This is a genomic window from Streptosporangium album (assembly GCF_014203795.1).
In the GTDB taxonomy this organism is placed as follows: Bacteria; Actinomycetota; Actinomycetes; order Streptosporangiales; family Streptosporangiaceae; genus Streptosporangium; species Streptosporangium album.
Genome location: NZ_JACHJU010000001.1, coordinates 563580 through 576906 on the forward strand (window position 1 = coordinate 563580; position 13327 = coordinate 576906).

Annotated in this window: 10 protein-coding genes; 5 read left to right on the forward strand and 5 right to left on the reverse strand. The window is 68.7% G+C overall.

Translation table 11 applies throughout. The features are described from left to right. Positions 1 to 32 precede the first annotated feature (32 nt). Complete coding sequence (locus FHR32_RS02590) at positions 33 to 2102, reverse strand: RecQ family ATP-dependent DNA helicase (RefSeq protein ID WP_184756324.1); 2070 nt, start codon at positions 2100 to 2102, stop codon at positions 33 to 35. Positions 2103 to 2435: 333 nt separating this feature from the next. On the opposite strand from FHR32_RS02590, the gene FHR32_RS02595 reads away from it, so the two are divergent. Further along, the gene (locus FHR32_RS02595; RefSeq protein ID WP_184752636.1) at positions 2436 to 3041 is read left to right on the forward strand and encodes a GNAT family N-acetyltransferase; all 606 of its coding nucleotides are present in this window, start codon (positions 2436 to 2438) and stop codon (positions 3039 to 3041) included. 318 nt (positions 3042 to 3359) lie between these two features. Continuing rightward, a complete protein-coding gene (locus FHR32_RS02600) occupies positions 3360 to 5843 on the forward strand; it encodes a DNA gyrase/topoisomerase IV subunit A (protein WP_184752638.1) in 2484 nt (827 codons plus the stop codon). Positions 5844 to 5930: 87 nt separating this feature from the next. Here FHR32_RS02600 and FHR32_RS02605 read toward each other — a convergent pair whose 3' ends face one another. Both FHR32_RS02605 and FHR32_RS02610 read right to left on the reverse strand, forming a co-directional pair. Beyond that, positions 5931 to 6296, reverse strand: coding sequence for a VOC family protein (locus FHR32_RS02605; protein ID WP_184752640.1), 366 nt, complete (start codon positions 6294 to 6296; stop codon positions 5931 to 5933). 283 nt (positions 6297 to 6579) lie between these two features. Continuing rightward, entirely contained in the window at positions 6580 to 6897 is a 318-nt protein-coding gene (locus FHR32_RS02610; RefSeq protein ID WP_184752642.1) for a hypothetical protein, read from the reverse strand. 164 nt (positions 6898 to 7061) lie between these two features. Here FHR32_RS02610 and FHR32_RS02615 point away from each other — a divergent pair, with 164 nt between their 5' ends. Next, positions 7062 to 7604, forward strand: coding sequence for a beta-class carbonic anhydrase (locus FHR32_RS02615; protein ID WP_184752644.1), 543 nt, complete (start codon positions 7062 to 7064; stop codon positions 7602 to 7604). A gap of 88 nt (positions 7605 to 7692) precedes the next feature. On the opposite strand, the gene FHR32_RS02620 is transcribed toward FHR32_RS02615, so the two are convergent. Further along, positions 7693 to 9765: a DNA gyrase/topoisomerase IV subunit B gene (locus FHR32_RS02620; protein ID WP_184752646.1), complete on the reverse strand. Its 2073-nt coding sequence runs from the start codon at positions 9763 to 9765 to the stop codon at positions 7693 to 7695. Between the two features lie 238 nt (positions 9766 to 10003). Between FHR32_RS02620 and FHR32_RS02625 the strand changes: the two genes are divergently transcribed. Together FHR32_RS02625 and FHR32_RS02630 are read left to right on the forward strand one after the other, a co-directional pair. After that, the gene (locus FHR32_RS02625) at positions 10004 to 10234 is read left to right on the forward strand and encodes a DUF7455 domain-containing protein (protein ID WP_184752648.1); all 231 of its coding nucleotides are present in this window, start codon (positions 10004 to 10006) and stop codon (positions 10232 to 10234) included. Positions 10235 to 10643: 409 nt separating this feature from the next. Further along, positions 10644 to 11384 carry a YaaA family protein gene (locus tag FHR32_RS02630; protein ID WP_184752650.1) on the forward strand — a complete coding sequence of 247 codons (741 nt, stop codon included), beginning with the start codon at positions 10644 to 10646 and terminating at the stop codon, positions 11382 to 11384. A 103-nt stretch (positions 11385 to 11487) separates the two neighbouring features. Here FHR32_RS02630 and FHR32_RS02635 read toward each other — a convergent pair whose 3' ends face one another. Further along, entirely contained in the window at positions 11488 to 13116 is a 1629-nt protein-coding gene (locus FHR32_RS02635; RefSeq protein WP_184752652.1) for an RNA polymerase sigma factor, read from the reverse strand. Between the last annotated feature and the right edge of the window lie 211 nt (positions 13117 to 13327).

Below are 13327 nucleotides of genomic sequence, written 5' to 3' on the forward strand. Positions count from 1 at the left end.
CCGGTCTCCGGCGACGGCTGCGTCACATGCCGTCAGCTCGTCACCGCGAGGGCCAGAGGCAGTACGGCGGGGGCCCCGGCATGGCGGATCATGGCGGCGGCGAGCGTCATGCTCCAGCCGGTGTCGACGCGGTCGTCGACCAGCAGGACCGGACCGCCCGCCCCGGCGATCGCCGCGCCGAGTGCCGAGGGCATGGCGAGCGTGCCACGGACGGCCTGAACCCGCTGCGCGCTGTTGAACTGGCGGCCGGGCGGGCCCGCCCGGTATCCGAGGTCTCCCAGATAGGTCAGGCGTCCGACCTCCGCAAGCCGCTCGGCCAGGCTGCGCACCAACTGGGGGCGGCCCGCGGAGGGCATCGCGACCACGGCGACCGGGCGCTGGGCCCACTGCCAGGACGACAGCACCGTGACCACCGCGGCGAAGACCTCGTCGGGGACCGGGCCGTCCGGGGAGCCTTCGGCGAGGAGCCCGCGCAGCCGGTTGCCCCAGCCGATGTCGGTCAGCCGCCCCAGGACGCGGCCGGGCTCGGCGCCCAGCTCGGGCTTGATCCGGCCCTTGAGGTCGGCCAGCCCGGTCGGCCACTGCCTGCGCGCCTCGATCTCCACGCCGGGCCGCTGCAGGCTCTCGGCGGCCTGCTCCACCGCCCTCGCCTCGACCTCAGGCGAGCGGTGCGTGTCCGTGCAGTTGTCGCAGCGCCCGCACGGGGTGGCGGTCTCGTCGTCCAGGCGGTGGCGGAGGAACATCTCCCGGCACTCCGCGGTGTCGAGATAGTCGAGCATGGCCCGCTGCTCGGCCGCACGCTCCGCGGCGACCCGGGCATAGCGGTCGGCGTCGTAGGCCCAATCCTCGCCGGTGGCCTCCCAACCGCCCTTGACCCGGCGGACCGCACCGTCCACGTCGAGCACCTTGAGCATGCTCTCCAGCCGGGTGCGGCTGAGGTCCACTCTGTTCTCCAGGGCGGCAGTGGACAGCACGCCCCCCTCCTCCAGGGCGGCGAGCACGGTCCGCACGACCTGCTCGGGCGGAAAGGCCAGCGAGGCGAAATAGGCCCAGATCTCCCGGTCCTCGGCGCCGGGCAGCAGGATCACCTCGGCCCGCTCGACCCCGCGCCCCGCCCGGCCGACCTGCTGGTAGTAGGCGACCGGCGACGGCGGCGCACCGACGTGGACGACGAACCCGAGGTCGGGCTTGTCGTATCCCATGCCGAGCGCCGAGGTGGCGACCAGCGCCTTGATCTTGTTGTCGAGCAGGGCCTGCTCGGCGGCGAGCCGCTCGGCCTGCTCGGTCTGCCCGGAGTAGGCCGCCACCTCGTGTCCCTGCTCACGCAGGTAGGCGGCGATCTCCTGGGCGGCGGCCACGGTGAGTGTGTAGATGATCCCGGAGCCGGGCAGCTCGTGCAGGGTCTGGGCGAGCCAGGCCAGGCGTTGCTCGGCACCGCGCAGCCGTACGACACCCAGGTGGAGACTCTCACGCTCCAGCGCGCCGCGCAGGACGAGCGTCTCCTCGCCCATCTGCTCGGCGACGTCATGGGTGACGCGGGCGTTGGCCGTGGCCGTGGTGGCCAGGATCGGCACACCCTCGGGCAGGTCCTCGAACATGGTCCGCAGCCGGCGGTAGTCGGGACGGAAGTCGTGGCCCCAGTCGGAGATGCAGTGCGCCTCGTCCACCACGATCAGGCCCGCGCTCTCGGCCAGCTCGGGCAGGATCTGGTCGCGGAAGTCGGGGTTGTTGAGCCGCTCCGGGCTGACCAGCAGCACGTCGACCATGCCCTCGGCGACCTGGCCGTAGATCTGCTCCCACTCCTCGGGATTGGCCGAGTTGATCGTTACCGCGTTGATCCCGGCCCGCTCGGCGGCGGCGATCTGGTTGCGCATCAGCGCCAGCAGCGGCGACACGATGACGGTCGGCCCCTCGCCCAGCTCGCGCAGGAGCGCGGTGGCGATGAAGTAGACCGCCGACTTGCCCCAGCCGGTCCGCTGCACCACGAGCACCCTGCGGCGGTCCATGACCAGCGCCTTGATGGCCGCCCACTGGTCCTCGCGCAGCCGGGCGTGCTCACCGGCCAGCGCCCGTAGCCGTCCCTCGGCCTCTTCTCGCAGCATCTGCTCTTCGCTCACCGGTCATTGGTACCAGGTCCCGGCGACTGTTTCCTGCCGGTACGGCCCGCCTGCCGTACCGGATCGCGTATCGGCGACCACCCCGGCGGATTCCGCGGGGGCCCCGCCCCCGGGGTGGTCCGGGAAAGCCCGCACCCGCGCGCATCCCGCTGAGGATGGATCTCCCCCACCTTGCGACGCCCCGATCCACGTGAGCGCACACGGCCGGCCCCGGGCGCCATCGCCGGTCCGACCTGCCCTCGGCCCGGCGACCGGCACCCCAGGACGGGAAAGGGACGGACCGGTCACACTCCGCACCGTGGTTTGATGCATCTCTATATGGACGTCACAACGTGGTACCTGGAACAGACCTCACGCTCGGACCTGCTCCCCGCGAAACCGCCGGAGATCGAGGTCGACATCGTGCGTGCCGAAGTCGTCTCGCCTGAGTTCAGCCGGTTCCTGAACACGGCCGTGGGCGGTGACTGGCACTGGACCGAGAGGCTGCCGTGGACCTGGCAACAGTGGGCGGACTGGCTCGACGGCGGAGTGGAGACCTGGGTGGCCTACCACCGGGGCACCCCGGCGGGCTACGCCGAACTCCTGCCCGATGACGACGCGGCGGTCGAGATCGTCTACTTCGGCCTGCTGCCCTGGGCGGTCGGCAAGGGCGTCGGCGGCCACCTTCTCGAAGTCGTTGCAGCCCGCGCCTGGGACCTGGCCGAACGGCAGCCGGACCGGGAGCCCACCCGGCGGGTGTGGCTGCACACCTGCTCTCTCGACGGCCCGGCCGCACTGGCCAACTACCGGGCGAGGGGGTTCCGGGTCTACGACAGCAGGCTCAACGTTCCCGGAGACGGATACGAGGGTCCCACGCCCGGCCCGTGGCCGGGAGCCGGCCCTCGTCACCGTCGGATGCCCGGCGCTCCACCGGCCCGCGGATAGGCGGTCGGGAAGTGTCGGGCGGCGTGAGTATGGTATCCATTCGCGGCACAGCGTCCGATCATGTCGATCGGGGTTGAGTACGTGGATCAGCCCCGTCATCATCGAGGAGGTGTCCGGCGGCTCCGTTCCCCGCGGGTGAGCGCACAGGACGCGCCGCCGTACGCTACCGCATCGCCACCGGCACGGGATATACCGATACCCCGCCCACCGGCCTGACGCTCCTCCAGCGAGCCGACGACCGCCGTTACACCACGCAGACAGAAGGAGGATGCGCTTACCTCTCGGCCTGAAAGCCGAGGTGCCCGCGCAGGAAATCAGATGGCCCGACGGACGACCACACCCCCGACTGACGAGGACTTCGAGGAGCGGATCGTCGACATCGACGTCTCCGCCGAGATGCGCGCCAGCTACCTCGAATACGCATATTCGGTCATTTACCAGCGTGCGCTGCCCGATGCCAGGGACGGCCTCAAGCCGGTCCAGCGCCGCATCCTCTACTCCATGAGCGAGATGGGCCTGCGGCCCGACCGGGGGCACGTCAAGTCGTCACGGGTCGTCGGCGATGTGATGGGCAAGCTGCATCCGCACGGTGACACCGCCATCTACGACGCGCTGGTCCGCATGGCCCAGCCGTTCTCGATGCGGCTGCCACTGATCGACGGGCACGGCAACTTCGGCTCCCCCGACGACCTGCCCGCCGCGATGCGTTACACCGAGGCCCGGCTGGCCGCCGCGGCCATGGCCGTGGTGCAGTCGATCGACGAGGACACCGTCGACTTCAAGCCCAACTACGACGGCCAGGAGACCGAGCCCACGGTCATGCCGTCGGCGTTCCCGAACCTGCTGGTCAACGGCGCCGCCGGTATCGCGGTCGGCATGGCGACCAACATGGCGCCGCACAACCTCGTCGAGGTCGTCGCCGCGGCCCGCCACCTCATCAAGAAGCCGGACGCCACGCTCGACGACCTGATGCGGTTCATCCCGGGCCCCGACCTGCCCACCGGCGGCACCATCATCGGCCTGGACGGCGTGCGCGACGCCTACGCCAAGGGACGCGGGACCTTCCGGATGCGCGCCAAGTGCTCGGTGGAGCAGGTCAGCCCCCGGCGCAAGGGCATCATCGTCACCGAACTGCCGTTCAACGTCGGCCCCGAGCGGGTGGTCACCAAGATCAGAGAACTGGTCACCGCCAAGAAGCTCCAGGGCATCTCCGACCTGAAGGACCTCAGCGACCGGCACAGGGGCCTGAACCTGGTCATCGAGATCAAGAACGGTTTCATCCCCGAGGCCGTGCTGGAGGAGCTCTACCGGCTGACGCCGATGGAGGAGACCTTCGGCATCAACAACGTGGCCCTGGTCGACGGCCAGCCCCGGACGCTGGGCCTGCGCGAGCTGCTCCAGGTCTACGTCGACCACCGCCTCGACGTGGTCCGCCGCCGTTCCGCCTACCGTCGCCGTAGGCGGGAGGAGCGCCTGCACCTCATCGAGGGCCTCATCGTCGCCCTGCTCAGCATCGACGAGGTCATCCAGGTCATCCGCTCCTCGGATGACTCCTCCCAGGCCCGCGAACGGCTGATGGAGGTCTTCGAGCTGTCGGAGATCCAGGCCGCCTACATCCTGGACACCCCGCTGCGCCGCCTGACCCGCTTCGACAAGCTGGAGCTGGAGAAGGAGAAGGAGACCCTGGAGAACGAGATCGCCGAACTGACCGCGATCCTGTCCTCCGAGGACAAGCTCCGCAAGGTCGTCTCCGACGAGCTCGCCCAGATCTCCAAGACCTTCGGCACGCCCCGCCGGACGGTCCTGCTGGAGTCCTCCGGTGTCACCAGGAACGTCTCGGCGCCCCTGGAGGTGGCCGACGACCCATGCCTGGTCCTGTTCTCCTCGACCGGCCTGCTGGCCCGTACGACTGACGCCTCCCCGCTGGCGGGCGAGGGCGAGCGCTCAGCCCACGACGTGCTGGTCTCCGTGGTGAACAGCACGGTCAGGGGTGAGGTGGGCGTGGTGACCGACCAGGGCCGGATGATCCGCCTTCAGGTGGTCGACCTGCCGACGCTCCCCCCTTCGGCCAATCCGCCGTCACTGTCCGGCGGGCACCCCGTCTCCGAACACGTCACCCTGAACGCGGGTGAGACAGTCGTGGGCATCGGCTCACTCGACCCCGACGGCCCCGGTCTGGCTCTGGGCACGGCTCAGGGCGTGGTCAAGCGCGTCGTCCCCGACTATCCCGCGAACCGCGACGACTTCGAGGTCATCGGGCTCAAGGACGGCGACACCGTGATCGGGGCGGTGGAGCTGACCGCCGAGGACCACGATCTGGTCTTCATCACCTCCGATGCCCAGCTGCTGCGCTATCCCGCCGCCAACGTCCGCCCGCAGGGACGCCCGGCGGGCGGTATGGCCGGTGTCCGGCTGGACGGCGCGACCACCGCGATCTGGTTCGGTGTGGTAGATCCGGCACGAGAGGCTCGGGTCGTGACGATCGCGGGTTCCTCCACCGCGCTGCCCGGCACCCAGGTCGGCGGCGCGAAGGTCTCCGACTACGCCGAGTATCCGCCCAAGGGCCGCGCCACCGGCGGTGTCAGGGTTCAGCGCTTCCTCAAGGGCGAGGACGTGCTGCTGCTCGCCTGGGCCGGTCCCGCTCCGGCCCGGGCGGTCTCCACCGTGGGCAAGCCGGTCCCGCTCCCGGAGGAGCTGGGCCGCCGCGACGGCTCCGGCGTCCGTCTCACTCATACGGTGGCGGCGGTGGGCGGTGCCCTCGGCGCGGAGCCGGCCCCCACGGAGTCGGCCCCCGCAGAGTGATAGCCCTTCGGGCCCCGGGAGAGGACGCGGAACGCCCACCCCTCCCGGGGCCCGTCCTACGTGAACGCCTCAGCCGCGCTGAGCGCTTCAGTCCACGCAGAGGCAGAACGGATGCCCTGCCGGGTCGAGAAAGACGCGGAAACCATCGTTCTCGCCCGGCTGGTGCGCATGTTTGACCGCGCCCAGTGCGAGCACCTCGGCCTCGGCCACATCGAGGTCGTCCACCGTCACGTCGATGTGGAACTGCTGGGGCCGGTCGGGGTGGGGCCAGTCGGGCGCCCGGTAGTCCTTGGCGAGCTGGAAGCAGAGCCGCCCAGGCTGCCCGTTGGTGACTACCACCCAGTCATCCTCAACAGAGGTGACCTCCCAGCCGAGGAGCGCGCTGTAGAAGTCGGCGAGGCGGTTGGGGTCCGGGCAGTCGAGGACGATCGACCGCATCCGTGCAATTGCCATGATCAGCTTTCCTTCCAGATGACACCACCGTCAAGTTTATGGCGGTGTCCCCTGGGGCTTCAACGAGATGTGACGCCAAGCATGCCCACCCCGCACGGGGCCTCCCGGCCAGTGCCACCGCCATGACCTTGATCCGTCTTTCCCCGACGGGAGGTACCAAACCGAGCACCATCACGCCTCCCGATCCCGGCGCGCCCCGGACGGCGCCCGCGGCCGGACCGGCCGGCCGGAGCCAGGACCGTGGCCTCACCATCGGAGCACGCCTGACGGTGAACCGTTCCGATCAGGTCAGCGAGCTCTGAAGGGCTGCGCGGATCTCCATCAACAGCTGCCAGGGCTCACCAGACTCCCAGGAGCGGACGAGCCCCGTGACCTGCGCGTCCGGCCGGAACCCATCGAGACCGTGCGGACCGAAGCATCCGGCCTCGGCGAGAACGGCAACGAGCGGATCGTCGTCACCGAGCGACCGGGTATAGACCGCCGCATCGAGCAGGGCGAGCGCCGAACGCGCGTTGCGTCCCCCGTCGCGGACCTCCACCCGGTCCAGCTTCCGCCTGCCCTCGGCACGCAGATATTCGGCCAGGGATTCGATCCTGCTCATGACCCTCTCCAAGTTTTCGCACTTTGCGTCACATCATAATCACTGAGAGCGAGCAAGGGTTACGGATCTTCCTCAGCCGAACGGGAGATGCCACCCCAGAACCTCACATGAAACGGGCATGCGGGATTATTGACATATCGATCCGCTGACCGAAGGGTGTGTGTGTGGGTTCCTTCGACGACCTGCTGGCCGCAAACGAAGATTTCTCCGCCACGTTCACCGACGCCGCGCTGACCGGTAGGGCAGCACGCGGCCTGGCGGTGGTCACCTGTATGGACTCCCGCATCGATCCGCTGGGGGTGTTCGGTCTGAAGGCCGGCGACGCCAAGATCCTGCGCAACGCCGGAGCCCGGGTGACCGACGACGTGCTACGGACGCTCGTACTGGCGGTCTACCTTCTGAATGTGGAGCGGGTGCTGGTCATGCCGCACACCGACTGCGGCATGTCGAAAGCCACCGACGACGACGTGCACGAGCTCGCCGCCCGGCACGGCGTCGACACCCGGAGCCTGGAGTTTCACACTGTCCCCGATCAGGACGCCGCCCTGCGGCATGACCTGACACGCATCAGGACCAGCCCGTTTCTCCCACCGGAGCTGGCCGTCGGCGGCGCCATCTACGATGTCCGCACCGGCAGGCTCATGCCGGTCGACATGCAGCGCCCCACCGGCGATCGAGGCCTCACGGCATACCGACCGGCCCGATAAACGCATCTGCCCTCAGACCCGCCGGGAGCGACCGGCCCCGCCCGTGGAGTGACGGGCGGCGGCCGTGCATCCCCTGCGGGGGGCGTGGTCAGGCGTCGATGTGGTCGCGGTCGATCTCGGCCGCGCTGCCGACGATGAACTCCCTGCGCGGAGCCACGTCGCTGCCCATCAGGAGAGCGAAGATGCGCTCGGCCTCTTCGATGTCTTCGATCCTGACCCGGCGCAGAGTCCTGTGACGAGGCTCCATGGTCGTCTCGGCCAGCTGGTCGGCGTCCATCTCCCCCAGGCCCTTGTAACGCTGCACGGGGTCCTTCCAGCGCTTGCCACGGCGCTCCAGGTCGCGCAGGACCCGGTGCAGCTCGGCGTCGGAGTAACAGTAGATGTATTTACTCTGACCCCGGCCGGGGTTGGAGACCTCGATCCGGTGCAGCGGGGGAACGGCGGCGAAGACGCGGCCGGCCTCGACCATCGGTTTCATGTAGCGGTGGAACAGGGTGAGCAGCAGGCAGCGGATGTGCGCGCCGTCGACATCGGCGTCGGCCATCAGGATGACCTTGCCGTAGCGTGCGGCCTCGATGTCGAACGAGCGGCCCGAACCTGCGCCGACGACCTGGATGATCGCAGCGCACTCGGCGTTCTTGAGCATGTCGGCGACGGACGCCTTCTGCACGTTCAAGATCTTGCCGCGGATCGGCAGGAGGGCCTGGAACTCCGAGTCACGGGCCGCACGGGCGGTCCCGAGCGCCGAGTCTCCCTCGACGATGAACAGCTCGCTGCGGTCCACGTCATCGCTGCGGCAGTCGACCAGCTTGGCCGGGAGCGCCGAGTTCTCCAGGGCGGTCTTGCGCCGCTGGTTGTCGCGGTGCTCGCGGGCGGCGATGCGCGCCTTGGCCGCTGCGACGATCTTCTCCAGAGCCGCCCGTAGCTGCGGCTTGAGCACGCGCGACGGATTGGCGAACAGCTCTTTGAGCTCCTTGGAGACGACGTGGGCGACGATCCGGGACGCGGCCGAGGTGCCCAGGACCTCCTTGGTCTGTCCCTCGAACTGCGGCTCGGGGACCCGGACGGTCACCACGCCGGTGAGGCCCTCCAGGATGTCCTCCCGGCTGACCGGGGCGTCGCCGTTCTTCAGCAGGCGGGTCTCGCGCAGTTGCTCGTTGAGCGTGCGGACCAGGGCTCGCTCGAAGCCGTTGACGTGGGTGCCGCCCTTGGGCGTGGCGATCACATTGACGAAGGAGCGGACGGTGCTGTCGTAGCCCTTGCCCCAGCGCAGCGCGACGTCCACGGTGAGCTCGCGCTGGACCTCGGTGGGGGTCATGTGCCCCAGGTCGTCGAGGACCGGCACGGTCTCGTGGAAGTGGCCGACACCCTGCAGCCGCAACACCTGGCAGACGGCCTCGTCGCGGGCGAGGAACTCGGTGAACTCCGAGATCCCGCCGTCGAAGTGGAACTCCTCCTCGGTGGCCTCCTCGCCCCGGCTGTCACGCACGGCAAGGGTGAGGCCGGGCACCAGGAAGGCGGTCTGGCGGAGGCGGACGTGGATCTCGTCGAGGGAGACCTCGGCCTCGGGCAGGAAGATCTGGTGGTCCACCCAGAAGCGGACGCGGGTGCCGGTGACCTTGCGGGCGAGCTCGCCGCCGTCGCGCATGCCGGACTTCTTCTTGAACTTGGCCGTGGGGCCGTCGCCGTCGAAGACCCCCGGAACGCCCCTGCGGAAGCTGATCTCGTGGACCCGGCCGCCGAGGTCGACCTCGATGTCAAGGCGGGAGGACAGGGCGTTGACCACGGAGGCACCGACACCGTGCAGACCGCCCGAGGCGGCGTAGGCGCCGCCGCCGAACTTGCCGCCCGCGTGCAGCTTGGTGTAGACGAGCTCGACCCCGGCCAGGCCGCTCTTGGGCTCGATGTCGACCGGGATGCCGCGGCCGTTGTCGCGCACCTCGATCGACCCGTCAGGGTGCAGCTCGACCTCGATGCGCGTGCAGTAGCCGGCCAGAGCCTCGTCGACCCCGTTGTCCACGATCTCCCAGAGACAGTGCATGAGACCGCGACTGTCGGTTGACCCGATGTACATGCCCGGGCGCTTGCGGACGGCTTCGAGACCCTCCAGCACCGACAGATGACGGGCTGTATAACCCGTCTCCACGCTAACTGCGGTCACACCCACTCCCACTCTGCTCGAACACGTGTGCGCAGCCTACCGTTCTTCCCGCCGCACCGCGTACAAGCTTGCCATCAGGGGCCAACGATGTTACTTCCAGCATGGTCACTGTTACTTCCGGATACTTTCCGCTCTCGGCGTAGCGAGGGGTCGGTTGGGAAGGTTCGCATGGGGTTAGATGTTCTCTCAAGTGACTGACGCCAGATCCTCCGCAAGGGGATGACCTGAAAGGCGATACGTGACTGGAACCCTCGCCCCCGCCAAGCAGCTGAAGGCCACGGACCGCTGTGACCGGTGTGGCGCCCAGGCCTACATCCGCGCAACCCTGCCCGTAGGTGGGGAGCTGCTTTTCTGCGCCCACCACGGGCGGCAGCACGTAGCTGTGCTGAGAGCCAAGGGCGCCGACATCCAGGACGAGTCGGCGCGCCTCAGCGACACCTCTTCAACCGCTGGAAACGACGAACGGTAGGGATCATCAGGGCCGATAGCGATATCGGCCCGACACTGTGAAGTCCTGGCCGCTCGTAGAGCGACCGGGCCGCGACGGCTGATTCCACCCTTACTAAATATGCCTTCTGCACGCCCTGTTCCCACCGTATGTGAGAGCGGGGCGCGCATCATGTCTCGCTCACATGGCCTCGGCGTCGCACCTGCGACACCATGGCCTTGTGGGCGAGCCCTGACGATTCTTCCCGCATGATGCCCTCCCCAAGGCTGCCGCCCCGAGTCGGCCCACCTGTCCACCGTCCGCAGGGCCCGCTCCCCGGCGTCGTTCACCCGGTGGACGGCCGCTCACGCCTGGTCGACAGACGGTCAGAGGCGTCATGGGCCGCCTGTGAGGATTCCAGGCTCCGCCTCTCGCACTACGCTCTGCGACTGTGCTGATTCTGCTGCCACCGTCGGAGGGAAAGGCCAAGCTGGGCAACGGCCCCCTCCTTGACCTGCCCCGGATGAGTTTCCCGTCTCTGAACGCGCCCCGCGAGGCCGCCGTGAACGCGCTCGTCGCGCTCTGCGACGGGCCCCGGGCACAGGCCGTGCTCGGACTGTCGCCGGGGCAGCTCGGCGAGATCGGCAAGAACCGCGGGCTCCGGGCCACGCCCACACTGACAGCCGCCGAACTCTACACCGGGGTGCTCTACGACAACCTCGGCCTGGCCTCGCTGTCCCCGGGAGCGGCCGGACGGGCGGCGGAGAGTCTCGTGATCTTTTCCGGGCTCTGGGGTCTGCTCCGGATCGATGACCGGGTACCGCCCTACCGTCTGTCCATGGGCGTGAGGCTACCGCCCCTGGGCGGACTGGGTGCCTACTGGCGCCGGGTGGTCACTCCGGTACTCGATGCCCAGACCGGTCTGGTGGTGGACCTGCGCTCCAGCACCTACACGGCGGCCTGGCAGCCCGGCGCCCGGGCTGTGGCGGTACGGGTGATCAGGGACGGCAAGGTCGTCAGCCACATGGCGAAGGCCACCCGGGGGGCGATCGCCCGCTCCCTGCTGGAAGGAGGCTGCGACCCGCAGACACCGGAGGAGCTGGTCAAGATCCTGGACGGCCTCGGCCACGCGGTCGGCCTCAGCCAGGCTCCTGCCGGTAGGCGGCCGTGGACCCTCGATGTCATGGTGTGACCCGCAACGGCCCTGCCCCATCCGGCGCCCGGTCCGATGGTCCGTCGTTTCAATGATGAAGGGCCCGCACCGTACGGTGCGGGCCCTTCATCATTGAAAAACCTCAGTCCAGATAGTCGCGCAGCACCTGGGACCGGGACGGGTGACGCAGCTTGGACATGGTCTTCGACTCGATCTGCCGGATGCGCTCACGCGTCACCCCGTAGACCTTGCCGATCTCATCCAGCGTCTTCGGCTGACCGTCGGTGAGACCGAACCGCATCGAGACCACACCCGCCTCACGCTCGGACAGCGTGTCCAGAACGGAGTGGAGCTGCTCCTGCAGGAGTGTGAAGCTGACCGCGTCAGCAGGGACGATCGCTTCGGAGTCCTCGATGAGGTCACCGAACTCGCTGTCCCCCTCCTCACCCAGCGGGGTGTGCAGGGAGATGGGCTCACGACCGTACTTCTGGACCTCGACGACCTTCTCCGGGGTCATGTCCAGCTCGCGGGCCAGCTCCTCCGGAGTGGGCTCACGGCCGAGGTCCTGGAGCATCTGCCGCTGTACCCGGGCCAGCTTGTTGATCACTTCGACCATGTGGACCGGGATGCGGATGGTCCGCGCCTGGTCGGCCATGGCGCGGGTGATCGCCTGCCGGATCCACCACGTGGCGTAGGTGGAGAACTTGTAACCCTTGGTGTAGTCGAACTTCTCGACCGCACGGATCAGGCCCAGGTTGCCCTCCTGGATCAGGTCCAGGAAGAGCATGCCACGGCCGGTGTAGCGCTTGGCCAGCGAGACCACCAGGCGGAGGTTGGCCTCCAGTAGGTGGTTCTTGGCACGGCGACCGTCCTCGGCGATCCACTCGAGCTCGGCCCGGACGTCCACCGGAAGCCTGGCACCGTCGGTGCCGAGCTGCTCCTCGGCGAACAGACCCGCCTCGATGCGCTTGGCGAGCTCGACCTCCTGCTCGGCGTTGAGCAGAGGAACCTTGCCGATCTGCTTCAGGTAGTCCTTGACCGGGTCGGCCGTGGCACCGGCGGCCGCGACCTGCGCCACGGGGGCGTCGTCGTCGTCGTCGGAGAGAATGAGGACCTCGTCCTCGTTCTGCTCGACGGTCTCGGCCTTCGGCTCCTCTTCGGTCTCGGTCTCGGTCTCGACTTCGACTTCCCCTTCCGTCTCGACCTCTACCTCGATTTCGAAGTCCTCGATCTCGACGTCGTCCTCAAGGTCGATGACCTCGTCGTCCTCGCCACCAGCCGTCTTGGGCTTGGAGTCGGACGCGGCCGTGGGTGCGGGCGCCTCTGGCCCCGCCTTCTTCGGCGGGCCGGGGATGGGCTTCTTGGCAGCCGGGGCGACCTTCTTGGCCGGAGCCGCCGGCTTCTTGGCCGCGGGTGCGGGCTCGGAGCCGCTGACGACCGCGGTGACGGTCTCCGGCTGCTCCTTGGCCGCTGCGGCGGTCTTGGTCTTCTTGATTGTGGCGGGAGTGGCGGGGGTACGGCGCTTGTTCGAAGTCCGAGACTTCTTGGGAGCCGCGGAGTCCTCAGCGGTCAGTCGTACGGTGATGCCCTCTTTGCTGAGGCTGCGCAGGATTCCAGCGACCTGCGCCATCGGAATGTCCGCTTCCTCGACGGCCTTGCGGACATCCTCGGACTCGAGGAACCCCTGCGAGCGCCCCCGCTCCATCAGCTGCTGAATGACGGGCTCGTTCAGCTCGGATGGCTTCGAGCGAGTCGAACTTGCAGGCGACACGAACACCTCTCGAAGGAAAGCGTGACGAGAATGGACCCAGATGCCCACTAGGGGCGGATACCTCTAGTTGTCATGATGAACAGGGCCGCGCGAACCGCGACGCACCTGTCCAGCATTGTGGCACGACACCGTGATCCATACGGCCGCCTCCTGGCGGTTGCCCTCCACCCTAGGCCGACCAAGAGAGTAGTGCGTACGGAAGCGAGGCACC